At 68.8% G+C, this 23,307-nt stretch carries 25 protein-coding genes, 3 tRNA genes and 1 pseudogene; 24 read left to right on the top strand and 5 right to left on the bottom strand.

Features of this window, described 5'->3' with window-relative positions; all coding sequences use genetic code 11:
* Positions 1 to 466 precede the first annotated feature (466 nt).
* From ACP4E5_RS20140 to ACP4E5_RS20115, 6 genes are all read left to right on the top strand, one after another.
* A complete protein-coding gene (locus ACP4E5_RS20140; protein ID WP_425830634.1) occupies positions 467 to 1,114 on the top strand; it encodes a hypothetical protein in 648 nt (215 codons plus the stop codon).
* Between the two features lie 4 nt (positions 1,115 to 1,118).
* Positions 1,119 to 1,334 carry a hypothetical protein gene (locus ACP4E5_RS20135; protein ID WP_425830632.1) on the top strand — a complete coding sequence of 72 codons (216 nt, stop codon included), beginning with the start codon at positions 1,119 to 1,121 and terminating at the stop codon, positions 1,332 to 1,334.
* A gap of 161 nt (positions 1,335 to 1,495) precedes the next feature.
* The gene (locus ACP4E5_RS20130) at positions 1,496 to 2,176 is read left to right on the top strand and encodes a hypothetical protein (protein WP_425830630.1); all 681 of its coding nucleotides are present in this window, start codon (positions 1,496 to 1,498) and stop codon (positions 2,174 to 2,176) included.
* Positions 2,177 to 2,664: 488 nt separating this feature from the next.
* A complete protein-coding gene (locus ACP4E5_RS20125; RefSeq protein WP_425830628.1) occupies positions 2,665 to 4,557 on the top strand; it encodes a RiPP maturation radical SAM C-methyltransferase in 1,893 nt (630 codons plus the stop codon).
* Positions 4,554 to 5,174, top strand: a complete 621-nt coding sequence (locus ACP4E5_RS20120; RefSeq protein ID WP_425830626.1) for a DUF5825 family protein — start codon at positions 4,554 to 4,556, stop codon at positions 5,172 to 5,174. The genes ACP4E5_RS20125 and ACP4E5_RS20120 overlap by 4 nt, the downstream gene beginning before the upstream one ends.
* 99 nt (positions 5,175 to 5,273) lie before the next feature.
* Entirely contained in the window at positions 5,274 to 5,492 is a 219-nt protein-coding gene (locus ACP4E5_RS20115; RefSeq protein WP_266713014.1) for a hypothetical protein, read from the top strand.
* Between the two features lie 106 nt (positions 5,493 to 5,598).
* Here the strand turns inward: ACP4E5_RS20115 and ACP4E5_RS20110 are convergent, their stop codons facing one another.
* A complete protein-coding gene (locus tag ACP4E5_RS20110; RefSeq protein WP_425830624.1) occupies positions 5,599 to 6,255 on the bottom strand; it encodes an SDR family oxidoreductase in 657 nt (218 codons plus the stop codon).
* Between the two features lie 70 nt (positions 6,256 to 6,325).
* The gene (locus ACP4E5_RS20105; protein WP_425830622.1) at positions 6,326 to 7,576 is read right to left on the bottom strand and encodes an amidohydrolase family protein; all 1,251 of its coding nucleotides are present in this window, start codon (positions 7,574 to 7,576) and stop codon (positions 6,326 to 6,328) included.
* 261 nt (positions 7,577 to 7,837) lie between these two features.
* Here ACP4E5_RS20105 and ACP4E5_RS20100 point away from each other — a divergent pair.
* The 8 genes from ACP4E5_RS20100 to ACP4E5_RS20065 all read left to right on the top strand — a co-directional run bounded on the left by ACP4E5_RS20100 (position 7,838) and on the right by ACP4E5_RS20065 (position 12,717).
* Positions 7,838 to 7,910 (top strand) — tRNA-Thr (locus ACP4E5_RS20100).
* A 34-nt stretch (positions 7,911 to 7,944) separates the two neighbouring features.
* Positions 7,945 to 8,017: transfer RNA gene (locus ACP4E5_RS20095), tRNA-Met, on the top strand.
* Between the two features lie 95 nt (positions 8,018 to 8,112).
* The gene (gene rpmG / locus ACP4E5_RS20090; RefSeq protein WP_003948671.1) at positions 8,113 to 8,277 is read left to right on the top strand and encodes a 50S ribosomal protein L33; all 165 of its coding nucleotides are present in this window, start codon (positions 8,113 to 8,115) and stop codon (positions 8,275 to 8,277) included.
* 98 nt (positions 8,278 to 8,375) lie between these two features.
* Positions 8,376 to 8,828, top strand: coding sequence for an FAS1-like dehydratase domain-containing protein (locus tag ACP4E5_RS20085; protein WP_425830620.1), 453 nt, complete (start codon positions 8,376 to 8,378; stop codon positions 8,826 to 8,828).
* A 2-nt stretch (positions 8,829 to 8,830) separates the two neighbouring features.
* Positions 8,831 to 9,259 carry a MaoC family dehydratase gene (locus ACP4E5_RS20080; protein ID WP_425830618.1) on the top strand — a complete coding sequence of 143 codons (429 nt, stop codon included), beginning with the start codon at positions 8,831 to 8,833 and terminating at the stop codon, positions 9,257 to 9,259.
* A gap of 113 nt (positions 9,260 to 9,372) precedes the next feature.
* Positions 9,373 to 9,918: a TetR/AcrR family transcriptional regulator gene (locus tag ACP4E5_RS20075; protein WP_425830616.1), complete on the top strand. Its 546-nt coding sequence runs from the start codon at positions 9,373 to 9,375 to the stop codon at positions 9,916 to 9,918.
* Positions 9,919 to 10,002: 84 nt separating this feature from the next.
* A complete protein-coding gene (locus tag ACP4E5_RS20070) occupies positions 10,003 to 11,481 on the top strand; it encodes a DHA2 family efflux MFS transporter permease subunit (protein ID WP_425830614.1) in 1,479 nt (492 codons plus the stop codon).
* A 180-nt stretch (positions 11,482 to 11,661) separates the two neighbouring features.
* Complete coding sequence (locus ACP4E5_RS20065) at positions 11,662 to 12,717, top strand: UDP-N-acetylmuramate dehydrogenase (protein WP_425830612.1); 1,056 nt, start codon at positions 11,662 to 11,664, stop codon at positions 12,715 to 12,717.
* 33 nt (positions 12,718 to 12,750) lie between these two features.
* On the opposite strand, the gene ACP4E5_RS20060 is transcribed toward ACP4E5_RS20065, so the two are convergent.
* A complete protein-coding gene (locus tag ACP4E5_RS20060; RefSeq protein WP_425830610.1) occupies positions 12,751 to 13,383 on the bottom strand; it encodes an NAD(P)-dependent oxidoreductase in 633 nt (210 codons plus the stop codon).
* A 108-nt stretch (positions 13,384 to 13,491) separates the two neighbouring features.
* Here ACP4E5_RS20060 and ACP4E5_RS20055 point away from each other — a divergent pair, with 108 nt between their 5' ends.
* On the top strand, positions 13,492 to 14,097 hold the full coding sequence (locus ACP4E5_RS20055) for a TetR/AcrR family transcriptional regulator (protein WP_425830608.1): 606 nt from the start codon (positions 13,492 to 13,494) through the stop codon (positions 14,095 to 14,097).
* Positions 14,098 to 14,109: 12 nt separating this feature from the next.
* Here the strand turns inward: ACP4E5_RS20055 and ACP4E5_RS20050 are convergent, their stop codons facing one another.
* Both ACP4E5_RS20050 and ACP4E5_RS20045 read right to left on the bottom strand, forming a co-directional pair.
* A complete protein-coding gene (locus ACP4E5_RS20050; protein WP_425830606.1) occupies positions 14,110 to 15,132 on the bottom strand; it encodes an adenosine deaminase in 1,023 nt (340 codons plus the stop codon).
* Positions 15,133 to 15,258: 126 nt separating this feature from the next.
* Entirely contained in the window at positions 15,259 to 16,506 is a 1,248-nt protein-coding gene (locus ACP4E5_RS20045; protein ID WP_425830604.1) for a pyridoxal phosphate-dependent aminotransferase, read from the bottom strand.
* Between the two features lie 202 nt (positions 16,507 to 16,708).
* On the opposite strand from ACP4E5_RS20045, the gene ACP4E5_RS20040 reads away from it, so the two are divergent.
* From ACP4E5_RS20040 to rplL, 9 genes and pseudogenes are all read left to right on the top strand, one after another.
* Positions 16,709 to 16,781 (top strand) — tRNA-Trp (locus ACP4E5_RS20040).
* A 107-nt stretch (positions 16,782 to 16,888) separates the two neighbouring features.
* Entirely contained in the window at positions 16,889 to 17,167 is a 279-nt protein-coding gene (gene secE, locus ACP4E5_RS20035) for a preprotein translocase subunit SecE (RefSeq protein WP_425830602.1), read from the top strand.
* A gap of 78 nt (positions 17,168 to 17,245) precedes the next feature.
* Complete coding sequence (nusG, locus tag ACP4E5_RS20030; protein ID WP_425830600.1) at positions 17,246 to 18,124, top strand: transcription termination/antitermination protein NusG; 879 nt, start codon at positions 17,246 to 17,248, stop codon at positions 18,122 to 18,124.
* A 195-nt stretch (positions 18,125 to 18,319) separates the two neighbouring features.
* The gene (rplK, locus tag ACP4E5_RS20025; protein ID WP_040252631.1) at positions 18,320 to 18,754 is read left to right on the top strand and encodes a 50S ribosomal protein L11; all 435 of its coding nucleotides are present in this window, start codon (positions 18,320 to 18,322) and stop codon (positions 18,752 to 18,754) included.
* A gap of 77 nt (positions 18,755 to 18,831) precedes the next feature.
* A pseudogene (rplA, locus tag ACP4E5_RS20020) lies at positions 18,832 to 19,564 on the top strand (50S ribosomal protein L1).
* Between the two features lie 126 nt (positions 19,565 to 19,690).
* Positions 19,691 to 20,389 carry an SCO4651 family lipoprotein gene (locus tag ACP4E5_RS20015; protein WP_425830598.1) on the top strand — a complete coding sequence of 233 codons (699 nt, stop codon included), beginning with the start codon at positions 19,691 to 19,693 and terminating at the stop codon, positions 20,387 to 20,389.
* Between the two features lie 74 nt (positions 20,390 to 20,463).
* Complete coding sequence (locus ACP4E5_RS20010) at positions 20,464 to 21,420, top strand: SCO4651 family lipoprotein (protein WP_425830596.1); 957 nt, start codon at positions 20,464 to 20,466, stop codon at positions 21,418 to 21,420.
* A gap of 266 nt (positions 21,421 to 21,686) precedes the next feature.
* Positions 21,687 to 22,217 carry a 50S ribosomal protein L10 gene (rplJ, locus tag ACP4E5_RS20005; protein ID WP_425830594.1) on the top strand — a complete coding sequence of 177 codons (531 nt, stop codon included), beginning with the start codon at positions 21,687 to 21,689 and terminating at the stop codon, positions 22,215 to 22,217.
* Between the two features lie 121 nt (positions 22,218 to 22,338).
* Positions 22,339 to 22,728, top strand: coding sequence for a 50S ribosomal protein L7/L12 (gene rplL / locus ACP4E5_RS20000; RefSeq protein ID WP_385755860.1), 390 nt, complete (start codon positions 22,339 to 22,341; stop codon positions 22,726 to 22,728).
* Positions 22,729 to 23,307 lie beyond the last annotated feature (579 nt).

The following is a 23,307-nucleotide window of genomic DNA, read 5'->3' as shown; positions in this document are numbered from 1 at the left end:
TTTAGTGGGGCCTGGGGACAGGGGGCTATAGGTTGGCACGATGGCGCGGTGCCGACTGCCAGACGTGCTCTTTCCGGCGTGTGAATCGGCGACTGTGCCGGCGTGCTGGGGTGCGTGTCAGGGATCGGGGCTGCATGGTTGCACCTTCGGCCGGCCGAGGTGAGTGTGCAGGTGGGAGTACGGCCTGGCCGTCAGGCGACTGATAGTGCTCGGTGCCTTCAACTGGCCTTGAAGCGTGTGCTTGGGCGCCAGACCAGCTGTTCGAAGATCTATGGACGTTGCTCTGACGGATGGTGCCGCCGGCACCGGCTCATCTGCAGGGTGGAGGGCGTCGTCGGCGAGGGGCGCAGCGGGCCGACGCTCCCTCTAAGGGCCGGTGTTCCCACAGGTCACGGTGGAAACGCGTGTCTCCTGAGCGCAGACTGAAAGGAGGCTCGGGGGGTCGACGTCACTGCTGAGGTGCGACGTGGAAGTGACCCGGACCGTAATAACGGTGATCGGCGGATTGCTCGCACTCATAGGTCTCCTGCACGGCTTGATCGAAAACAAGCGGCATCACGTGCGCGAGACGGAGGCCTTTTACCTGCGGCTCTATTGGGAGCTGATGAAGGATCTCCCTGATTGGGTCGTCATGAATCAGCAGCCTCCCCCCGCCTCTACGGCAGAGGACAGCAGTGCCGACGCGGAGAAGATGAAGAGGCTCGATGAGCTCGCCCACCGGTACCTACGGTTGACACAAGACGAGTTCTCACAGCGCAAGCGCGGGCTCGTGTCCGACGCCACCTATCGCGAGTGGGCCAGAGGCTTCTACACCCAGTTGAGGAACAAGCCGATGTGCGAACAGTGGCATCGAATCGTTGACGGTGACCTGCGCCAGGGGAACGAGAGCAACTTCAGCCACATCCGTGCGTTCGACAAGCAAGAAGTAGCAGAGCACGGCCTATACGACCCGTGCAGGATGTGGTGGGGGCGGCGCTGGTGGCGCGGTCTGAGCCCGGGGACGTGGTGGTGGCGCTATCGCTGTATCAACCTGCCTGGTGAAAAGCCCGAGGATCGACTCCTCACCCGCATGAAGCGCAAGCTGCGCAGTCGTAACGCCCGTGACGCACCCTGACGGTATGGCCCTCAACCAACCGGTAGTGATCTATCCGCCCGACGAGGACGGCGGTCGACGTGTACGCGTCGACGGAACGATCCTCGGGAGGGCGTTCTCAGTGCGAGACGTGGCGGCGTTCCTGCAGGACGCTGGCCTTCAGGAATTCGACGAGATGGACGTGGTTAGGTCACCGCTCATCAAGTGGCGCGGCGGCGGATCAGACGTCTGGATGCACTGATCACGGAACCTATGCGTTGCTCGCTGAGGGGAAGGGCGTCAGCGGAGCTGGTGGCCTCGCAGGTCACAGGCGCACGGTATGGCTTATGTGGGGTGTCCTGACGCCCCTGGCGGACGTCGCACGCATTAGGCGCCGGCAGGCCAGCCATTACGATCACGCGCATGCCTCCGCACCCGCGCCTTCCCACTGTCATCGACGCCGCCAATGCCTTATCTGCCGGGCTGCGAAACCCTTCGCTGTTGGTGGGCCTTCACCGTGACATCCACGGCTTGACCGGGAAGGACGGCAAGAAGCTCGGACACTCGGCGAAGCAGTACGCCCTGCGGTGGGGGGTTTTCACGATGTCCCACGCCGCCGTCGAAGCCTTCTTCAACGACGTCCTTGCCCTCGATCCGGCCCGGACGCGGCCCCTTCCGCTCAACCCGGACAAGCTCCGCAACGAGGGGCAGCAGCACGGGGTCCGGCTGTTCACCAACGACTGGGGGGTCCGTACGAGGATTCTGGGCAACGCCCCCGGGAATCGCTCGCGTTGGAACGCTTACGTAGGTACCCAAGCGGTGCAGCTGTACCTCGCCGACATGAAGAACCTCCGCGACATCCTGAGTCACGGCGGGGACCCATACACGGTGTCGAACCGGTCCGGCGCGTTGTGGCCCCTGAAGGGGGGCAGGCACTCGATGCGCCTCATGGGTGCGGAAGGCTTCATCCAAGCGTGCTGCGACCTCGCCTCGCAGACCGTGCTTGCCTACGGCGGGAGCTCTGCTGACTTCCCCGAGTGGCCCGAACCTGAGCGGTCGGGGCTCTCTGCGGAACGGCGTCCCTCGCTGCCGCTGTTGAGCTGATCCCGTCCCGTCTGGCTAAAGCGGTGGGATCGCACCTCAGCGCACGGGGCGGGCGCCAGGGATGCCGCCCCACACATAGCGGCCGGAGCGCTTCGCTGAGGTAGTTCCGGAGTGCGGTTCCTGGGTCGTCCATGGACGACGCGTGGACGGAGGAACCTGCGGGTTGTGCGGGGTGCAGTATCCACGCAGGTCAGGCCGGGTGGCCTGGCTGATTCTTCAGGTGACTGTAAATCTGCCGGCTCAGCCTTCCCAGGTTCGAATCCTGGCGCCGCCACACTTGGGGAAGCCCCCTCTGAACTGCGTAAAGCAGTTCAGAGGGGGCTTCGTCGTGTTCGGGGTGATCTTTCGGGTGGAATCGAAATCGAGTGATATGCGTCACGTTGGCGGGACGTGTGGAGATCTCCGCAGCCCGCTCGCTCACCCTTGTGTGGCGGATGGGACGCCCATAGGGTGAGCCGCCTTGTGGTGGCAAGCAGAGGCGGGGCGGCATGCGCGTTGGGCTGGTGACCATGCCCTGGCACGCGATCGACCTGCCCTCCCTCCAGGTGGGCCTGCTGCACCAGCTGCTGCGGGAGGTCCGCCCGGCCGACGAGGTGCGCGAGTTCCACGGTTCGCTGCGCTGGGCGGAGCTGCTTCTCGAACGCTCGGGCGGTCGCTTGAGCCCCAGCGACTACGAAGCGATCGGCAGCGACTCGATCTTCCACGGGATCGGCGACTGGGTGTTCTCCGGAGTCCTCTACGACGACGAGGACTGGGGCGCCGCGCGGCTGCGGGCGTACGCGCGCGAGCGCGGTGTGCCCGACAGCACCCTGGAGACCGCCTTCGAGATGCGGCGCCATGCCGCCGCGTACATCGAGCGCTCCGCGACCGAGGTGCTGGCGCAGGAGCCCGATGTCGTCGGTTTCACGAGCACGTTCATGCAGAACGTGGCGTCCCTCGCCCTCGCCAGGGAGCTCAAGCGCCGTCACCCGAAGCTGACCGTCGTCTTCGGGGGCAGCAACTGCGAAGGCCCCATGGGTCACGCCCTGCACCGCAATCACCCCTACGTGGACCATGTGGTGCGCGGCGAAGGGGAGTACGCCTTCCCGGCCCTCCTCGCCCACCTGGACGCGGGCACGCCCCCCGACGACGTTCCTGGGCTCTGCTGGTGGGACGGCGGTGTCTCGCGGGTCAACACCGAACCTCAGCGCACTGTGGCTCCGGCCCACATACCGTCGCCCGATTATGATCAGTGGCAGGCGGAGATCGAGGCGTCGCCGGTCCTCGAACACGTGTATCCCAAGCTGGTCGTCGAGGGCGCCCGGGGCTGCTGGTGGGGCGAGAAGCATCACTGCACCTTCTGCGGCCTCAACGGCAGCACCATGACGTTTCGCGCCAAGCCCGGCGAGCGGCTGTGGAGCGAGATCGAACGCCTCGTGCGCCGCCACCGCATCCTCGATATCGTCACCGTCGACAACATCATCGACATGGCGTACTTCAAGGACTTCCTGCCGCTCGCCGCCGACAGCGACTGGGACCTGCGCATCCACTACGAGGTGAAGTCCAACCTCAACCGGGAGCAGATCGGCCAACTCGCCGCCGCGGGCGTGGTACTGATCCAGCCAGGCATCGAAAGCCTCAGCAACCGCGTCCTCGACCTGATGGACAAGGGCGTCACGGGCACCCGCAACATTCGCACGTTGCGCGAGTTCGACAACCACGAGATCACCTGCACCTGGAACTACCTCTACGGGTTCCCGGGCGAGACCGTGCGCGACTACGCGCGCGTGCTCGACCAGATGCCCGCCCTCGTGCACCTCCAGCCGCCCAGCGGCGCCTTCCGCATCCAGCTGGAGCGCTTCAGCCCGCACTTCACCGACCCCGCCCTGGGCTTCGGCAAGCGACGCCCCGCCGACATGTACCAGCACGTGTACGAGCTCCCGGAGTCCGAACTCGCCGACCTGGTCTACCTGTTCGACACCGAGAACGCCGGCATCGGCGGCGACACGGAGGACCGGCTGCTGCGGGCCGTGGCGCAATGGCGCGCGCAGCACGCCACGTCGACCCTCGTCATGGAGCAGGCGGGCGAGGACGAGAGCACACTCCTCGTACGGGACCGCCGCGAGGGCTGGCCGCGCCGCACCTACTGGTTCAACGGCTGGGAGGCGGCCGCTCTGCGCATCCTGGAGGAAGGCGCCGGCGAACCCGCCCTGCAACGCAAACTCGCCGACGCGGGCCACGACGTACCGGCCGAAGAGCTGGGGGAGTGGGTCGCACAGGCCGTCACCTTCGGCCTCCTCTTCCGCGACTCCGGCACCTACGTGACCCTGCCCACCCGCGCCGCGCCGATCCGCGTCAAGAACGAACCCTCCGCGCCCACCGCCTCAGCGGCCGCCGGATGACCGCGCTCCCCGCCCTCGTCCCGCACCGCGTCATCGGCACCCGGGTCCGCGTGACCCAACCGCTGCCCCTGCACGGTGACGGCCGCGCCACGACCCGGGCGGTCCAGTTCCTGCGCGAGTGCCAGGCGTCCGGGCTGAGCACCCACTGGGAGACGGCCCCCGTCCCGCGTCATACGTATGACGGGCCCGAGGCTCCTGAGGGTGCGGCAGGTGTTACGTATGACGTCCCCACCCTCGCGGACCGTGTCACGTATAACCTCCGCACCCTGCACCACCTCCCGCCACCGGCCCAACAGCCCGACGAACCAGGCGAGTTGACGACCTGGCGGGCCGAACACACCTACGGGATGCTCTACCACCGCCGCGGCCCGGGGTTCGTCACCGTCATGGACCGCCGCGAGCGCCCCGCCTCGGCACGGTTCACGCTCGACCACCCCGACCTGCTCACCGCATTCGACGCACTGAGCGACGCCACACGACTCGACACGCTCGCCCCCGCCCACCAGGAGGCGGCCCTCCACCTGGCGGAGGAAGAGCTCGCGTTGATCGTGGACGGGTGGGCGGTGGCGCTGCCGCCACGCATGCGCCGCTGGCCCGTGCCGTGCATGGGGATCTGACGCAGCGCCGAAGCAGGCGCAGTACAAGAAACCCCCTCAGGAACCTTCCTGAGGGGGTTTCACCGTGTGCCGGTGGCGATCACGACGCAGACTGAAACCATGCCGACCACATCCCGCCGCCGACACTGCCCCGAATGCCGCCGCGAGATCGCGGTCGTGGCGGGCCGCTTCGCCCGCCACGATCCTCCCGGCACCCGCGCCGCGGGAGAGCTGGTCTCCTGCCCCGGTTCACGCCGCCCCGCCCAGCTCGGCGCCGTCCAGGACGCGCTCGACGGGTACGTGGTCCCGCATGTGCCGGGCCAGATGCCGCTGTTCTGAGGCGGCCGTTCCGAAGGCGGCAGTTCTCGATGCAGCCGGGTAGCCGGCCGGGTAGCCGGTTTGAGGCTCAGGCGCGGCCAGGTCACCCGCCCGCTGCGTACGCGACTCAGTTGCCCGCTACCGACTTCACCGCGACCGTGACCGGCGTGGAGCCCGAGATCAGCTCCAGCGTCAGCCCCGCCGTGGCGGGCGTGTCCACCAGCTCCGCGAGGACGGCCGCGACGTCGTCGCGCGGCACGGGACCGCGCCCGGTCGAGGCCTCCAGACGGACGAGCCCGGTCCCCGCGTCGTTCGTCAGCTGACCGGGCCGCAGGATCGTCCAGTCGAGCCCGGTACGACGCCGTACGTCGTCGTCGGCCGCGCCCTTGGCCCGCAGATACACGTCGAAGACGTCGTCGCCCTGGTGCGCGGCGTCCGCGGCCATCGCCGACACCACGATGTAGCGGCGCACCTTGGCCCGCTCCGCGGCGTCCGCGAACAGCACGGCGGCGTCCCGGTCCACGGTGTCCTTTCGGCCGGCGCCGCTGCCCGGACCCGCGCCCGCCGCGAAAACGGCCGCGTCCGCACCCTGCAGATGCGCCGCGACCTCCTCCACGGACGCCGACTCCAGGTCGCACAGAACTGGCTCCGCGCCGGCCGACCGCAGGGTGTCGCCCTGCTCCGGCTTGCGGATGATGCCCGCCACTTCGACCCCGCGCGCGGAGAGCAACCGCTCGAGCCGCAGCGCGATCTGACCATGACCCCCAGCGATGACAATGCGCATGCCTTCGACGGTACGCCCGGGACGGACGGTTCACCGTGCAACCATGCGCGCCCCGGTCCCGTACGGGTGTTCAAGCGGGGCCCCCACCGCCGTACTTGGCCGCCCGTCCCTGCCGCGGCAGATCGAGGGCGACCGCGGCGGCCGAGTCGCAGTACTCCCGCACCGCGCTGGTCCGCGCCACGACGCGCCCCCGGTGCACGACGATCCGGCTGTACGCGAGGGAGAGCACCCCGGCGAGCCGCTCGCCCCGCACCGCGAGCAGCTCCGCGGGGAACCCCGCCTCCACGCGCACCTCGGGCAGGCCGAGCGCCGCCCTGGCCGCCGAACTCACCGCGTCGTAGGCGTCCTCCGGGCGCATCCCGTAGCGCGAGGCCAACAAGTAGGCGGCCTCCAGTGGGTCGCCGCGCCCCACAGGGTTCGACACATCGCGCAGTGCCCCGCTGCCCGCCGCGACCGGCACCCCGGCCGCCCGCAGCAGCCGCACCGGCGCGACGGCCCGTTCGTCCACCCCCGCGCACCCTCCCTGGGGCAGGCACGTCACCGTCACCCCGGCGGACGCGAGCCGGTCGACGGCGGGCCGTGCCACGTCCTCCGGCAGCCGGGAGAGCCCGCCCAGCGGTCCGACGGTGACGCCGGCGCGCAGCCCGCCGACCGCCGCCGCGAGCCGCCCGAGCCGCACCGGATCGGCCCCGTCCGTGTGCAGGTCGACCGGGCACCCGTGTTCGGCGGCGACTTCAAGCACCGCCTCCGCGTAGCCCGTTGGGTCGGGGTCCAGATCGGGGCAACCGCCCACGACGGAGGCGCCCATTTTGACGGCGTCCCGCAACATGGCGAGCCCGTCGGCCCCGGCGAGCCCGGTCAGCAGCCGGGGCATCGCCACCGTTCGCAGATCCGCGAGCCCCACCAGCGAACGTCGCGCCTGGAGTGCCGCCTCCATCGAACCGAGCCCCTCCATGTCGCCGATCCGCACATGGGAGCGCAGGGCGGTCGCCCCGTGGCCGAGCTGCAGCAGGGTGCTCTCGGTGGCCCGGCGCTGGACGTCCTCGGGGCCGTACGGGACAGGGCCCTCGCAGTCGGCCGACAGAGCCGTGTCCCCGTGCGCGTGCGGCTCCACGGGCGCGGGGAGCAGCAGCCAGCCGGTGAGGTCCAGGCGCGAGCCGTGGGCGGTGAGGCTGCCGGCCGTGCCGACCGCCTCGATGCGCCCGCCGTCGAGCCGCACGTCCACGGCCCTGCCGTCGGCGAGCCGGGCGCCGCACAGCAGCAGACCGGAGCCCTCGGGCACGTCGGGTGACGGTGGCTGCTGTGAGGGGCGGTGGGACATCGCGCTCCTGAGGGCTCGGCGAGGACGCGTAACGCGCGTCACGCGCGTAAGAGGACGCGTATCGCGCAGAACAAGATCACGCAGGGTGGGTCGAGCCTAGGACCGTGACAGGGGCGCTTCGAGGACCGCCGAAATAGTCGTACTGGTGAGGTCCGAGGGGCTCATGTGCCCGTCGCGGGAAGGCCGCATCGTTCCCGGCGGGCGGGGGCGCGAAACGGATTTGGGCGATCGGCGCGCAACCGTGTAATGTCTTCCTCGCTCGCCCCAATAGCTCAGTCGGTAGAGCGTCTCCATGGTAAGGAGAAGGTCTGCGGTTCGATTCCGCATTGGGGCTCTGGTGCAGACGTCGTTCGCGTCGCTTGCATCACAGCGGTGTAGCTCAGTCGGTAGAGCAAGCGGCTCATAATCGCTGTGTCACCGGTTCAAGTCCGGTCACCGCTACTGACAGTAGCCGATTGTGGGGTCGGTCCTTCGATCGGCTACTCTTCTATGCGTTAAACTATTTGTCCCATCCGTTCGTCAAGGAGTGCACTCACGTGGCTGCCACCGACGTCCGCCCGAAGATCACGCTGGCCTGCGTGGAGTGCAAGGAGCGGAACTACATCACCAAGAAGAACCGGCGTAACAACCCGGACCGTCTTGAGATGAAGAAGCACTGCCCGCGTTGCAACGCGCACACCGCGCACCGCGAAACGCGATAAATCAGGCTCGTACACGAGGCCGTCCCCACTTCGGGGGCGGCCTCGTGTCGTTTCGTAGATCAGGCAGATCGAGAAGACATCCAGGAGGTGCCGAGCCCATGGCGCTCGACCAGTCCTTCGTGGGGCGGACCTATCCGCCCACCGCCCCGTACGAGGTCGGCCGGGAGAAGATCCGTGAGTTCGCGGAGGCGGTGGGGGACACGAACCCCGCGTACGTCGACCGTGCCGCCGCCGAGGAGCTCGGCCACCCCGATGTGATCGCCCCGCCGACCTTTGTGTTCGCGATCACTTTCAAGGCCGCGGGTGAGGTCATCCACGACCCGGAGCTGGGGCTCGACTACAGCCGCGTCGTGCACGGTGACCAGAAGTTCGCCTACACGCGCCCCGTGCGGGCCGGCGACAGGCTGACCGTGACCTCGACCATCGAGGGCATCAAGTCGCTCGCGGGCAATGACATCGTCGACGTGCGGGGCGAGGTGCACGACGAGGCCGGTGAGCACGTCGTGACCGCCTGGACCAAGCTCGTCTCGCGCGCCGCAGAGGAGGCCTGATCATGGCGACGACCATCAAGTACGCCGACGTCGAGGTCGGCACCGAGCTGCCCGCGCAGTCCTTCCCTGTGACGCGTGCCACGCTCGTGCAGTACGCGGGCGCCTCCGGTGACTTCAACCCGATCCACTGGAACGAGAAGTTCGCGGTCGAGGTCGGCCTGCCGGACGTGATCGCGCACGGCATGTTCACGATGGCCGAGGCGGTCCGTGTCGTCACCGACTGGACCGGCGACCCGGCCGCCGTCGTCGAGTACGGCGTCCGCTTCACCAAGCCGGTCGTCGTGCCCAACGACGACAAGGGCGCCGAGATCGAGGTCAGCGGCAAGGTCGCGGCCAAGCTCGACGACAACCGCGTGCGGGTCGATCTGACCGCCATGAGCGCGGGGCAGAAGGTGCTCGGGATGTCGCGGGCGGTCGTTCAGCTGGCCTGATCGCTGCCGTACGTAGCTGTGTGTAAGGGGCGTTCTCCATGGAGAACGCCCCTTACGCGTGCCCCTCCCCGGAAGGGTTGACGTAGATAGTGATTGGCCACTAACTTTGTCGCATGGTCAGGATGAGTGCGGAGGAGCGGCGCGAGAGCGTCATCCGCGCGGCGGTCACCGAGTTCGCCCGCGGTGGCTACAACGGCACGTCCACCGAGGCGATCGCCAAGCGGGTCGGTGTCTCGCAGCCGTATCTCTTCCGGCTCTTCCCGGGTAAGCAGGCCATCTTCCTCGCGGCGGCCCGGCGTTGCTGCGCGAACATCACCGAGGTGTTCCGCAAGGCGGCCGAAGGGGTCGCGCCCGAGGAAGTCGAGGCGGTGCTGGGTGGCGCCTACCTGTCGCTCATCGCCGACGACCCGGACATGCTGCTCATGCAGATGCAGATCTACGTGGCTGTGGCCGCCTCTGAGGCGGCCGGCGACCCGGAGTTCGGCGAGGAACTGCGCGGGGCGTGGACGGAGATGTACGACACGGTCCTGATCGCCCTGGGCGCCGATACCGAGCAGACGACCCAGTTCCTCTCCTACGGAATGCTGATCAACGTCCTGGTCTCGATGGGCTTCCCGCCCGATCATCGCGTCTGGGTCGGCTGCGGCCTGAAGAAGTGAGTGCACCGTGCGTGGTGTGGGCCGCCTTTTTGCGTCCACGCAAGTTAGTCATCAATAACTAACCAAAGATCACTGGGGGAAGCGATGTCACGGAAAGCAGCACCAGTACGGACGGCAGCACCAGAACGGAAAGCGGCACCAGAGCAGCGCAGGGGAGCAGGAGCCCTGTGGGCCCTCGTCATCACCAGCGTGGCCGGATTCATGGCGGCCCTCGACAACCTCGTCGTCACCACGGCTCTGCCGTCCATCCGGCGGGACCTCGGCGGCGCGCTCGACGACCTGGAGTGGACGGTCAGCGCCTACACGCTCACCTTCGCCGTCCTGCTGATGTTCGGCGCGGCGCTGGGCGACCGCTTCGGGCGCAGGCGGCTCTTCCTCGTCGGGCTCGCGGTCTTCACCGGGGCCTCCGCCGCCGCGGCCATGGCGCCCGGCATCGATTCGCTGATCGCGGCCCGCGCCGTGCAGGGCGTCGGAGCCGCGATCATGATGCCGCTCACCCTGACCCTGCTCACCGCCGCCGTCCCGGTGGCCAAGCGCGGCCTGGCGTTCGGGATCTGGGGCGCGGTCAACGGGCTCGCGGTCGCCTCCGGTCCGCTCATCGGCGGCAGCCTCACCGAGCACATCTCCTGGCACTGGATCTTCTGGCTGAACGTTCCGCTGGGCCTCGCCCTGCTGCCGCTCGCCCGGCTGCGCCTGAAGGAGTCGTACGGCTCCGGAGCCCGGCTCGACATCACGGGCACCCTGCTCGCCAGCGGCGGCCTGTTCGGCATCGTGTACGGCCTGGTGCGCGCGCCCGTCGTCGGGTGGACCGACACCCTCGTCCTGACGGGCCTGTTCGCGGGGACGGCGCTGCTCGCCGGGTTTGTGCGCCACGGGATCCGCAACGAGAACTCCATGCTGCCCATGCGGCTCTTCCGCTCCCGGGCCTTCTCCGGCATCAACGCAGCGAGCCTGCTGATGTTCCTCGGGATGTTCGGCTCGATCTTCCTGCTCAGCCAGTTCCTGCAAGGCGTGCTCGGCTACTCGCCGACCGAGGCGGGCCTCAGGATGCTGCCCTGGACCGGAATGCCGATGCTCGTCGCACCGATCGCCGGGATCCTCTCGGACCGCATCGGCGGCCGGCCCGTCGTCGCGGCGGGACTGTTCCTCCAGGCCGTCGGGCTCGGCTGGTTCGCCGCCGTGGTCTCCGCCGACGTCTCGTACGCCGCCCAGCTGCCGGCCCTGATCGTCAGCGGCGTCGGCATGGCCCTCTACTTCGCCCCGGCCGCCAACCTGGTCATGTCCAGCGTCCTGCCGCAGGAGCAGGGCATCGCCTCCGGCGCCAACAACGCGCTGCGCGAGGTCGGTGGTGCGCTCGGCATCGCGATCATGTCGTCGGTCTTCTCGGCTCAGGGCGGCTACGACTCCGCACAGCACTTCGTGAACGGGATCGAGCCCGCGCTGTGGGTGGGCGCCGCGATGGTGGCCGTGGCCGGTGTCGCCGCCCTGTTCATTCCACGGCAGGGGCGCACCACGCCCGTCGTGCGGGACCCCGAGCCTGCTCCGGCCCTGGAAAACGCCTGATCACGCACCTTCTGGACCCTGTCCGTGTGGGAGTCGCGCGAGGCCCTGCGGGACTTCGCGGTCACCGCGCCGCACGCAGGGATCTCCATTCCACTGGAAGGACGTCCTGTCGTGCTTTCAGTGAGCCCGGCCACGGCGGCCCCGTCCGAGCGGCGGGGCCGTTCTCGTACCCTTGAGCGCGTGCAGGAACTCCACGACGCCCCTCTCGCCCCCCTGACCACCTTCCGGCTCGGCGGGCCCGCCACCCGGCTGCTCACCGCGACCACCGACGCCGAGGTGATCGACGCGGTGCGCGAGGCCGACGCCGCCGGTACGCCGCTGCTGATCATCGGCGGCGGCAGCAACCTCGTCATCGGCGACAAGGGCTTCGCGGGCACCGCCCTGCGCATCGCCACCAAGGGCTTCGAACTCGACGGTACGAAGCTGGAACTGGCGGCCGGTGAGGTCTGGACCGACGCCGTCGAGCGCACCGTCGCTGCCGGGCTCGCGGGCGTCGAGTGTCTCGCCGGGATCCCCGGCTCCGCGGGCGCGACGCCGATCCAGAACGTGGGGGCGTACGGCCAGGAGGTCTCCTCCACGATCACCGAGGTGATCGCCTACGACCGCACGGCCGGCGAGACCGTCACGATCCCGAACGCCGAGTGCGCCTTCTCGTACCGGCACAGCCGCTTCAAGGCCGAACCCGACCGCTACGTAGTGCTGCGCGTGCGGTTCGAGCTGGAGGACGCGGGCGGCCTCAGCGCGCCCCTGAAGTACCCGGAGACCGCGCGCACCCTCGGCGTCGAGGCGGGCGAGCGCGTGTCCGCCGCCCTCGCGCGCGAGACCGTCCTGAAGCTGCGCGGCGGCAAGGGCATGGTGCTCGACCCGGAGGACCACGACACCTGGTCGGCCGGCTCGTTCTTCACCAACCCGATCCTCACGGACGCTGAGTTCGCGTCCTTCCACGCGCGCGTGGTCGAGCGTCTGGGGGCGGACGCCAAGGCGCCCGCCTTCCCCGCGGGGGAGGGCCTCACCAAGACCTCGGCGGCCTGGCTCATCGACAAGGCGGGCTTCACCAAGGGCTACGGGACCGGCCCCGCCCGCATCTCCACCAAGCACACCCTTGCCCTGACCAACCGCGGCGAGGCCACCACGGAGGACCTGCTCGCGCTCGCCCGCGAGGTCGTCGCCGGGGTCAGGGACGTCTTCGGCGTGACGCTGGTCAACGAGCCGGTGACGGTCGGCGTCAGCCTCTGACCCGCCCCCGGCACCCCGCCCCCGACCCGCCGGCTAGTAGGCGACCCCGACGCCCTGCTTCACCGTCGCCGGGTCGTCCACCATCGCCAGCATCGCGTGCGCCACGTCCGCGCGGCCGGCGAAGCGCCCCGCGCGCGGGAAGCCGCCGACGACCGTGCGATACGAACCCGTGAGCGGCTTGTCCTGGAGGCGGGGCGGCCGCACCGAGGTCCAGTCCGTGGCGCTGCGCGCCAACTCGGCCTCCATGGCGGTCAGATCGACGTAGACGGCCTTGAGGGCCGCGCCGACGACCTTCATCATCAGCCGGTCGGCGAGCGGCGACTTCTCGGGCTGCGGGCCCACCGGCGCCGCGCTGACCACCACCAGCCTGCGCACGCCCTCCGCCTCCATCGCCTTCAGGACCGACCGTGTGAGCTCGGTGGCGATGCCCGCGTCCGCACGCCTGCGGGCGCCCAGACCGGACAGGACGGCGTCCCGGCCCGCGACCGCCGGGCGCAGCGACTCCGGGTCCTTCAGGTCGGCGCGGACGACCTCCAGGTGCTCGCCGGTCACCGTGAGCCGCGCGGGGTCGCGGACCACCGCCGTGACCTCGTGCCCGGCCGCCAGGGCCTGCCTGACGATCTCCTGTCCGATCCCGCCGGTCGCACCGAAAACCGTGAGCTTCATGGCGTGCCTCCTGGTGTGCGTCGTGGGGTGGGTGAGTGTTCACTCACCCGGGTTCAGCTTTAGAGTGAGTGAGTACTCACCCCCGCGTCAAGCTTGGTTGGAGACCGCATGGACCAGAAGCCGACCCGTGTCCGCATCGTCGAGGCGGCCCATGAACTCATGCTGAGCATTGGTCTCGCCCGCACCACCACCAAGGAGATCGCCAAGGCGGCGGGCTGCTCGGAAGCGGCGCTCTACAAGTACTTCGCCAACAAGGAGGAGCTCTTCGTGACGGTGCTCAACGAGCGCCTCCCGAAGCTGGGTTCCCTGCTCGGCCGGCTCCGCACGGAGGGCGCGGGGGACCCCGGCCGCACGGTCGAGCAGAACCTCACGGAGATCGCCCACGAAGCGGCGCTCTTCTACGAGCAGACGTTCCCGATGGCCGCGTCCCTGTATGCCGAGCCCAAGCTCAAGCGCCGCCATGAAGAGGTGATGCGGGAACTGGGTTCAGGGCCGCACAAGCCGATCCAGGGACTGGACGCCTACTTGCGGGCCGAACAGAAGTCCGGTCGCATCAGCGCCGAAGCCGACACGTATGCGGCCGCCTCGCTCCTTCTGGGCGCGTGCTCCCAGCGCGCCTTCGCCTACGAGATGTCCCCGGACCGCAGACCGCCCCAGCCGGTCGACGAGTTCGCGGCCGACATCGCGCGCACGCTCCTCAACGGGATCGCCTGAGCCTCCCGCCCCTCACGCGGCCAGCCACTCCTCGATGCCGCCCAGAAGCTTCTCCTTGACGTCGTACGGCGCCGCGGAGCCGCGCACCGACTGCCGGGCCAGCTCGGCCAGTTCGGCGTCGGAGAAGCCGTGGTGGCGCCGCACGAGCTCGTACTGGTCGGCAAGGCGCGAGCCGAAAAGGAGCGGGTCGTCGGCGCCGAGCGCCATCGGCACCCCGGCCTCGTACAGCGTCCGCAGAGGCACGTCCTCGGGCTTCTCGTAGACGCCGAGGGCGACGTTCGAGGCAGGGCACACCTCGCAGGTCACGCCCCCGTCCGCGAGGCGCTTCAGCAGCCGGGGATCCTCGGCGGCCCGCACGCCGTGGCCGATCCTCGTGGCGTCCAGGTCATCGAGGCAGTCGCGCACGGACGAGGGCCCGGTCAGCTCGCCCCCGTGCGGCGCGCTCAGCAGGCCGCCCTCGCGCGCGATGTGGAAGGCCCGGTCGAAGTCCCGCGCCATGCCCCGCCGTTCGTCGTTGGAGAGCCCGAAACCGACGATGCCCCGGTCCGCGTACCGCACCGCGAGCCGCGCCAGCGTACGGGCGTCCAGAGGGTGCTTCATGCGGTTCGCGGCGACCAGGACACGCATCCCGAGCCCGGTCTCCCGCGCGGCGCTGTCCACGGCGTCGAGGATGATCTCCAGGGCGGGGATCAGGCCCCCGAGCCGCGGCGCGTACGACGTCGGGTCGACCTGGATCTCCAGCCACCCGGACCCGTCCGCGATGTCCTCCTCCGCGGCCTCCCGCACCAGACGCTGGATGTCCTCGGGGGCCCGAAGGCAGGACCGCGCGGCGTCGTAGAGCCGCTGGAAGCGGAACCAGCCGCGCTCGTCCGTCGCCCGCAGCTTCGGCGGCTCGGCCCCGGTCAGCGCCTCGGGAAGCCGCACTCCGTACTTGTCGGCGAGTTCCAGCAGGGTCGTGGGCCGCATCGACCCGGTGAAGTGCAGATGCAGGTGGGCCTTCGGCAACTGACGTACATCACGTCCTACACGCTCCATCCCAAGATCCTGCCGTACGCACCTGTCGTACCGGTAGCGCCTTTCCACCTTCGGGGACCCGTCCGAACGAACAAGCGGGCCGCCTCCATAGGGAGACGGCCCGCCTGCACACGCTTGCGCGGAAGCTCAGTCGCGCGCCTCGGCGAGCAGCTTCTGGATGCGCGAGACGCCCTCGACGAGGTCCTCGTCACCCAGCGCGTACGAGAGCCGCAGGTAACCCGGCGTACCGAAGGCCTCGCCCGGAACCACCGCGACCTCGGCCTCCTCCAGGATGAGCGCGGCCAGCTCGACGGAGTCCTGCGGGCGCTTGCCGCGGATCTCCTTGCCGAGCAGCCCCTTCACCGACGGGTACGCGTAGAAGGCACCCTCGGGCTCCGGGCAGACCACGCCGTCGATGTCGTTGAGCATCCGCACGATCGTCTTACGACGCCGGTCGAAGGCCTCGCGCATCTTCTCCACGGCCGTCAGGTCGCCGGACACGGCGGCGAGCGCGGCCGCCTGCGCCACATTGGAGACGTTCGACGTGGCGTGCGACTGGAGGTTCGTCGCGGCCTTCACGACGTCCTTCGGGCCGACGATCCACCCGACGCGCCAGCCGGTCATCGCGTACGTCTTCGCCACGCCGTTGACGACGATGCACTTGTCGCGCAGCTCCGGGAGCAGCGCGGGCAGCGACGTGAACTTGGCGTCCCCGTAGACGAGGTGCTCGTAGATCTCGTCCGTCATCACCCACAGGCCGTGCTCGACGGCCCAGCGGCCGATGGCCTCCGCGTCGGCCTCGCTGTACACCGCGCCCGTCGGGTTCGACGGCGACACGAACAGCACGACCTTCGTGCGCTCGGTGCGCGCGGCCTCCAGCTGCTCCACGGAGACGCGGTAGCCGGTCGTCTCGTCGGCGACGACCTCCACCGGCACACCGCCCGCGAGCCGGATCGATTCCGGGTACGTGGTCCAGTACGGGGCCGGGACGATGACCTCGTCGCCCGGGTCGAGGATCGCGGCGAACGCCTCGTAGATGGCCTGCTTGCCGCCGTTCGTCACCAGGATCTGCGAGGCGTCGACCTCGTAGCCGGAGTCGCGCAGCGTCTTCGCGGCGATCGCGGCCTTCAGCTCGGGCAGACCGCCGGCCGGGGTGTAGCGGTGGAACTTCGGGTTCTTGCAGGCCTCGATGGCCGCCTCGACCACGTAGTCGGGCGTCGGGAAGTCGGGCTCACCGGCGCCGAAGCCGATCACCGGGCGCCCGGCGGCCTTGAGGGCCTTGGCCTTGGCGTCGACGGCGAGGGTCGCGGACTCGGAGATCGAGCCGACCCGGGCCGACACCCGACGCTCGGTGGGAGAGGAACCTGCGGACGGAGAAGGAGTTGCAGCGCTCATAACCCCATCGTTCCAGACCGGAAACCCGCCCGGCACACGGGTTTCGAAGACCATGGGATTCGGCCTTGATCCACTCGCGGCTGTTGCTCGTTCGACGGAGGGCTCCGGAACACGTACACTCACTGCTCGTTGGCCTTCACCGGCCGCGCCTTCCGACCGCACTCCGTGCGTCCGGGCGGATGCGGTACGTTGGGGGAGACAAAGGGTCGTAGCTCAATTGGTAGAGCACTGGTCTCCAAAACCAGCGGTTGGGGGTTCAAGTCCCTCCGGCCCTGCTACACACTCCTTCGCCAGGATGTGTGCGCATGTACGTACTGCATTGCACCGCCGTGCGGCTCCACCGGGCGCGGCACGGCCACGACCCGGAATCAGGTGAGGACGAGTGACGGACGCCGTGGGCTCCATCGACAAGCCTGATGCTGAGGCGCCGGAGTCCAAGAAGGCCCGCAAGGGCGGCAAGCGCGGCAAGAAGGGCCCCTTCGGCCGTCTCGCGCTCTTCTACCGCCAGATCGTCGCGGAACTCCGCAAGGTCGTCTGGCCGACTCGCAATCAGCTCTCGACGTACACCACAGTGGTGATTGTGTTCGTCGTCATCATGATCGGTCTTGTCACCGTGATTGACTATGGCTTCAACCACCTTGTCAAGTACGTATTCGGCTGAGCCGAAAAGCGGAGGGCGCCGTGTCCGGCGCCCCTTTCGCGCGTTCCACCCCTATGTATCCAGGAAGAAGCAGCCACAGTGTCTGACCCGAACCTGAACGAGGCGATCGAGCCGGTCGAGTCCGCTGAGGACGAGCTCGACATCGTCGAGGCGGCGGACGCCGAGGACCCGGACCAGGCAGAGGCTGCCGACATCGCCGCCGGCGAGCCCGCCGAGGAAGCCGCGGTCGAGACCGTGGTGGACGCCGACGCCGAGGCTGAGGAAGCTCAGGCGGACGAGACCCCGGCCGAGACCGACGCCGAGGCCGAGGAAGCCGTCGAGGCCGTCGAGGAGGAGCCGGTCGACCCGATCACCGCGCTCCGCGAGGAGCTGCGGTTCCTGCCCGGCGACTGGTACGTCATCCACACCTACGCGGGCTACGAGAAGCGCGTGAAGGCGAACCTGGAGCAGCGCGCCGTCTCGCTCAACGTCGAGGAATTCATCTACCAGGCTGAAGTCCCCGAGGAAGAGATCGTCCAGATCAAGAACGGCGAGCGCAAGAACGTCCGGCAGAACAAGCTGCCCGGTTACGTGCTCGTCCGCATGGACCTGACGAACGAGTCCTGGGGCGTCGTCCGGAACACGCCCGGCGTCACCGGCTTCGTGGGCAACGCCTACGACCCGTACCCGCTGACCCTGGACGAGATCGTCAAGATGCTCGCCCCGGAGGCCGAGGAGAAGGCCGCCCGCGAGGCCGCCGAGTCCGAGGGCAAGCCGGCGCCGCAGCGCAAGGTCGAGGTCCAGGTCCTGGACTTCGAGGTCGGCGACTCGGTCACCGTCACCGACGGCCCGTTCGCGACGCTGCAGGCGACGATCAACGAGATCAACGCCGACTCGAAGAAGGTCAAGGGCCTCGTCGAGATCTTCGGCCGCGAGACCCCGGTCGAGCTGAGCTTCGACCAGATCCAGAAGAACTAGCCCTTACCGGCGCCTTCTGGGCACAAGCTTCCGAACAGGTCAGGCGGGGCTCCACAGCCCGTCTGACCTGCTCGGTTTTTAGCCGCGCATGGATACCCGTTATCGTTGTGCGGTATGCCTCCATCCGGATGATCCCAACGGTCGTTCATGAGGATGGCGGCTGAACACTCTCACTAAGACCCGGAGAGAGAGCACATGCCTCCCAAGAAGAAGAAGGTCACGGGGCTTATCAAGCTCCAGATCCAGGCCGGCGCCGCCAACCCGGCCCCGCCTGTCGGCCCCGCGCTGGGCCAGCACGGCGTGAACATCATGGAGTTCTGCAAGGCCTACAACGCCGCGACCGAGTCGCAGCGCGGTTGGGTCATCCCGGTGGAGATCACGGTCTACGAGGACCGTTCCTTCACCTTCATCACCAAGACCCCGCCGGCCGCGAAGATGATCCTCAAGGCCGCTGGTGTCGAGAAGGGCTCCGGCGAGCCGCACAAGACCAAGGTCGCCAAGATCACCGAGGCGCAGGTCCGCGAGATCGCCACCACCAAGATGCCCGACCTCAACGCCAATGACCTGGACGCCGCGTCCAAGATCATCGCCGGCACCGCCCGCTCCATGGGCGTCACGGTCGAGGGCTGACCTCCACCTCGTAGATCCATCCGTGGCAGGGCCTGCTCGGCCCGCACCACGACTCCTCTAGAACTCAGGAGAAGCAAGTGAGCAAGCGCAGCAAGTCTCTCCGCGCTGCGGACGCCAAGGTCGACGGGGCCAAGCTCTACGCCCCGCTCGAGGCCGTCCGTTCTCGCCAAGGAGACCTCCACGTCGAAGTTCGACGGCACCGTCGAGGTCGCCTTCCGCCTGGGCGTTGACCCTCGCAAGGCCGACCAGATGGTCCGCGGCACCGTGAACCTTCCGCACGGCACCGGTAAGACCGCCCGGGTCCTGGTCTTCGCGACCGGTGACCGTGCTGCGGCCGCGGAGGCCGCCGGCGCCGACATCGTCGGCTCCGACGAGCTGATCGCCGAGATCGCCAAGGGCGACCGTCTGAACGAGTTCGACGCCGTCGTCGCCACCCCGGACCTCATGGGCAAGGTCGGCCGCCTCGGCCGCGTGCTCGGCCCGCGTGGCCTCATGCCGAACCCGAAGACCGGCACTGTGACCCCGGACGTGGTCAAGGCAGTGAACGAGATCAAGGGCGGCAAGATCGAGTTCCGCGTCGACAAGCACGCGAACCTGCACTTCATCATCGGCAAGGTGTCCTTCGACGACACCAAGCTGGTGGAGAACTACGGCGCGGCCCTGGAGGAGATCCTCCGCCTGAAGCCGTCCGCCGCCAAGGGTCGCTACATCAAGAAGGCCGCCATCAGCACCACGATGGGCCCCGGCATTCAGCTCGACTCCAACCGCACCCGGAACCTCCTCGTCGAGGAGGACCCGGCCGCGGTCTGAGCCCCACAGGCTCGCTGAAGTCGGCGACGGGCCCCGCACCTTTCGAGGTGCGGGGCCCGTTCCGCTTTTCCGGCCCGTACGGCGGGCCGGCTGCGCTAGCTTCGCGGTGACCGACTGGGGGAGTGGATGCTGCGGTACGCGCGCGTGGTGGCCCTGGCCGCCGTGGGCATCCTGCTGACGTCCTGCGGCGGGGCACAGGAGCACGGGGCCGGTGAGGGACGCGAAGCGCGCGAGGCGTTGCGCACGGCCCGGCAGCGGGTCGTCGCGGCGGGCTCGGCGCGCGTCGACGCGACGATGGTCACCGGCAAGCGGCTGACCTCGCGCAGCACGGGCGCGCTCGGCTGGTCGGACGGCGTCGAGGGCACCCTGACCGTACGGGTCACGGGCGGCGAACTGGCCGCCTCCACGCGCGCGTTGGGCGGCGACCCGTCCCAGACGCGCTTCCTGCCGGACGCCCAGTACACGCGCATGAGCGACCGGTTCGCCGAGCTCCAGGGCGGCCGGCACTGGATCCGCCGCCCGTACGACACCCGCGGCGACCTCACCCCGGCCGCCCCTCTCAAGGCCCTCGCCGGGGCCGAGGACGTCCGTACGGTCGGGCGGGAGGCCGTGCGCGGCACACGGACCACCCACTACCGGGGGACGTCCGGCGGCCGGCACATCGACGTATGGCTCGATGCCCGGCATCTCCTGGTGCGGCGCACCCAGCACGTGGGCGACTTCACGGTGACCGTCCACTACCGCGACTACGGAGCCCCGGCCGCGGTCGCCCGCCCGGCCGCACGCGACACCGTCGACTTCGCGGAGGTCACGGGGGCCGGATGAAGCTGTGGGCGGGCTGTCCGAGGCGTCCGCTATCGTGCGGACAGATCGAGACGCTCCAAGGGGTGGGATTCAAGATGACTGTTTCTGTACGACGTGTGGTGGGCGCCGCCGCCGTCACCGCGCTGCTGTGTTCGGCCGTCGCCGCCTGTGGTGGCGGGGACGACAAGGGCAGCGAGAAGAAGGCCTCCGGGACGGGGTCCCAGTCGGTCTCGCAGGCCGTCACGGCCGCGTACAAGAAGACCTCCGCGGCCAAGTCCGCCAAGGTCGAGATGACCATGAAGACGCCGACGGCGGCCCAGGGCGGCGGCGACATGAAGATGTCCGGCACCATGGGCTGGGACCCGACCGTCATGGATATGACGATGTCGGGCGCCGCGCTCTCGGCCGGCGGCTCGGACGCGCCCAAGAACATCCGCATGCTCATGCAGGACAACGTGATGTACATGGACATGGGCGCGGCAGCGGCCAAGGACATGGACGGCAAGCGCTGGATGAAGATGGACCTCGCCGCCATGGCGAAGAAGTCCGGCGACGAGAAGATGGCGCGCCAGGTGACCGGCAGCCTGGACAGCATGAACCAGGACCCGGCCCAGCAGATCGCCGTGCTGCTGGACTCGCCGAACCTGAAGCACCTCGGTTCGGCCACGGTGGACGGAGCCGAGACGGAGCACTACAAGGGCAAGCTGACGGTCGACGAGATGCTCGCGAAGAACGACTCGCTGAAGGTCCTCAGCAAGTCCGAGCGCGACCAGCTGCTCAAGAACGTCAAGAAGGCCGGTATCAAGACCTACGACACCGAGCTGTGGATCAACAAGGACGACCTGCCGGTCCGGCTCGACGTCACGATGGACAGCTCGCAGGGCGCCATCCAGATGTCGGAGAAGTTCTCCGACTACGGCGCCGCGGTGAAGGCCTCCGTGCCGCCCGCGAGCCAGACCTTCGACATGATGCAGATGCTCAAGGAGCTCGGCGGGGCCTCCGGCGCCGGGAGCGGCGCCGGGTCCACCTCCGGTCTTGACAGCGGCGCCTGAGCGGATTTGCTCGACACGCCCCTTTTCACGTAACCTTCCACAGAAGCCAAAGACCGCTGGTCGTTGCCGTCCGCTCGCAAGAGAGTTCGGTGGCCGAAGGATCCGCTGAATGTGCGGACGACCCGCGCAGGTGACTGTGGAAGTGCTCCTGGAATCCCCTCGGGGAAGCCGGTCGAGCTCACGCCCCGTGCGCCTGCGCCGGGGCGTTTTGTATTCCCAGCCTCCTTGCGAGCGGTCCTCATCACCCGGAAGGAGGCCGACGCTCTATGCCGACGCCCGACAAGGCTGCCGCGGTAGCCGAGCTCACGGACAAGTTCCGCAGCTCGAACGCCGCCGTGCTGACCGAGTACCGGGGTCTCACCGTGGCCCAGCTCAAGCAGCTGCGCCGTTCGCTCGGTGAGAACTCCGAGTACGCCGTGGTGAAGAACACGCTGACCAAGATCGCGGCCAACGAGGCCGGGATCAACACGCTGGACGACCTGTTCAACGGTCCGACGGCGGTTGCCTTCGTCACCGGTGACCCGGTGGAGTCGGCGAAGGGTCTTCGTGACTTCGCCAAGGAGAACCCGAATCTCGTCATCAAGGGCGGTGTCCTTGACGGCAAGGTGCTGTCCGCCGACGAGATCAAGAAGCTTGCGGACCTCGAGTCCCGCGAGGTTCTGCTGTCCAAGCTGGCCGGTGCCTTCAAGGCGAAGCAGTCGCAGGCTGCCTCCGTCTTCAACGCGCTGCCGACGAAGCTCGTCCGCACCGTGGACGCGCTCCGTGCCAAGCAGGACGAGCAGGGCGGTGCCGAGTAACTCGGCTCGCTTTCTGATCCTCGCCGCCTGAGACGGCGGCAGGGATCGCAGCGGGCCCGAACGTACGCCCGCCTCACCCAGTACATCCGGCACCTGCCGATTTAGTGGAAGGACCGCCATCATGGCGAAGCTCACCCAGGACGAGCTGCTTGCGCAGTTCGAGGAGATGACCCTCATCGAGCTCTCCGAGTTCGTGAAGGCTTTCGAGGACAAGTTCGACGTCGAGGCTGCCGCTGCCGCCCCGGTCGTCGTCGCCGGTGGTGCCGCTGGTGGCGCCGCCGCCGAGGCCGCCGAGGAGCAGGACGAGTTCGACGTCATCCTCACCGGCGCCGGTGACAAGAAGATCCAGGTCATCAAGGTCGTGCGCGAGCTGACCTCCCTGGGCCTCAAGGAGGCCAAGGACCTCGTCGACGGCACCCCGAAGCCGGTCCTCGAGAAGGTCGCCAAGGACGCTGCCGAGAAGGCCAAGGAGCAGCTCGAGGGCGCCGGCGCGGCCGTCGAGGTCAAGTAAGACCTCTTCGAGTCTGTCGACTCCTCTCCGGTGAAATTGCTCCCCCGGGAGCTGTAACGCCGAGGTACCGAAGGGCGATCACCCAACTGGGTGGTCGCCCTTCGGCGTTGTCCGGATCGCAGGCCGAGGGTGCCTTGCGCTGTCGGGCGCGCAGAGTATGGTGATCTTCGTTGTGCCTGGCGCCACCCCTGTTCGGCCAAGAGGGGGCCTTGACGAACAGCACGCAGCGCGCAATTCTCAGGACGCGTCGTCACAACGATCCGGATCCGAGGCATGGATCGACGGCGAAGAGGGCAGTAAGGATGTGCGCTCAGCGCACAGGGAACGCCGCAGACGGTGAACGGTTGAGAACAACGAGGGTCTCAAAAAACCCGCACTGGACATCAGTGGGCCTTCTGGCTACACTGTCCCTTTGCGCTGCCTGTTAGCTGCTCCCTGCCCGTCACCAGGGGCATGCCCTCGCCTCAGCACTGTGGATTGAACCGGCTCTGACCTGGCTACAAGCCAGATTCAGATCAGGGGCTCTGTCCCGTTGTATGGCTTGGGACCGGTACGCGCGTAGTGAGTCCGAGCCCTCGG

The sequence above is a fragment of the Streptomyces fractus genome, assembly GCF_049844455.1.
Classification (GTDB): domain Bacteria; phylum Actinomycetota; class Actinomycetes; order Streptomycetales; family Streptomycetaceae; genus Streptomyces; species Streptomyces fractus.
This window is presented reverse-complemented; position numbering and strand designations above follow the sequence as displayed.

What these genes read in the sequence shown, in the direction of transcription:
- ACP4E5_RS20135 (WP_425830632.1), top strand. Translation starts at nt 1,119, where the DNA reads ATGGCCCTCAACCAACCGGTAGTGATCTATCCGCCCGACGAGGACGGC.
- ACP4E5_RS20130 (WP_425830630.1), top strand. Translation starts at nt 1,496, where the DNA reads ATGCCTCCGCACCCGCGCCTTCCCACTGTCATCGACGCCGCCAATGCC.
- ACP4E5_RS20125 (WP_425830628.1), top strand. Translation starts at nt 2,665, where the DNA reads ATGCGCGTTGGGCTGGTGACCATGCCCTGGCACGCGATCGACCTGCCC.
- ACP4E5_RS20120 (WP_425830626.1), top strand. Translation starts at nt 4,554, where the DNA reads ATGACCGCGCTCCCCGCCCTCGTCCCGCACCGCGTCATCGGCACCCGG.
- ACP4E5_RS20115 (WP_266713014.1), top strand. Translation starts at nt 5,274, where the DNA reads ATGCCGACCACATCCCGCCGCCGACACTGCCCCGAATGCCGCCGCGAG.
- ACP4E5_RS20110 (WP_425830624.1), bottom strand. Translation starts at nt 6,255, where the DNA reads ATGCGCATTGTCATCGCTGGGGGTCATGGTCAGATCGCGCTGCGGCTC.
- ACP4E5_RS20105 (WP_425830622.1), bottom strand. Translation starts at nt 7,576, where the DNA reads ATGTCCCACCGCCCCTCACAGCAGCCACCGTCACCCGACGTGCCCGAG.
- ACP4E5_RS20085 (WP_425830620.1), top strand. Translation starts at nt 8,376, where the DNA reads ATGGCGCTCGACCAGTCCTTCGTGGGGCGGACCTATCCGCCCACCGCC.
- ACP4E5_RS20080 (WP_425830618.1), top strand. Translation starts at nt 8,831, where the DNA reads ATGGCGACGACCATCAAGTACGCCGACGTCGAGGTCGGCACCGAGCTG.
- ACP4E5_RS20075 (WP_425830616.1), top strand. Translation starts at nt 9,373, where the DNA reads ATGGTCAGGATGAGTGCGGAGGAGCGGCGCGAGAGCGTCATCCGCGCG.
- ACP4E5_RS20070 (WP_425830614.1), top strand. Translation starts at nt 10,003, where the DNA reads ATGTCACGGAAAGCAGCACCAGTACGGACGGCAGCACCAGAACGGAAA.
- ACP4E5_RS20060 (WP_425830610.1), bottom strand. Translation starts at nt 13,383, where the DNA reads ATGAAGCTCACGGTTTTCGGTGCGACCGGCGGGATCGGACAGGAGATC.
- ACP4E5_RS20055 (WP_425830608.1), top strand. Translation starts at nt 13,492, where the DNA reads ATGGACCAGAAGCCGACCCGTGTCCGCATCGTCGAGGCGGCCCATGAA.
- ACP4E5_RS20050 (WP_425830606.1), bottom strand. Translation starts at nt 15,132, where the DNA reads ATGGAGCGTGTAGGACGTGATGTACGTCAGTTGCCGAAGGCCCACCTG.
- ACP4E5_RS20045 (WP_425830604.1), bottom strand. Translation starts at nt 16,506, where the DNA reads ATGAGCGCTGCAACTCCTTCTCCGTCCGCAGGTTCCTCTCCCACCGAG.
- rplK (WP_040252631.1), top strand. Translation starts at nt 18,320, where the DNA reads ATGCCTCCCAAGAAGAAGAAGGTCACGGGGCTTATCAAGCTCCAGATC.
- ACP4E5_RS20015 (WP_425830598.1), top strand. Translation starts at nt 19,691, where the DNA reads ATGCTGCGGTACGCGCGCGTGGTGGCCCTGGCCGCCGTGGGCATCCTG.
- ACP4E5_RS20010 (WP_425830596.1), top strand. Translation starts at nt 20,464, where the DNA reads ATGACTGTTTCTGTACGACGTGTGGTGGGCGCCGCCGCCGTCACCGCG.
- rplJ (WP_425830594.1), top strand. Translation starts at nt 21,687, where the DNA reads ATGCCGACGCCCGACAAGGCTGCCGCGGTAGCCGAGCTCACGGACAAG.
- rplL (WP_385755860.1), top strand. Translation starts at nt 22,339, where the DNA reads ATGGCGAAGCTCACCCAGGACGAGCTGCTTGCGCAGTTCGAGGAGATG.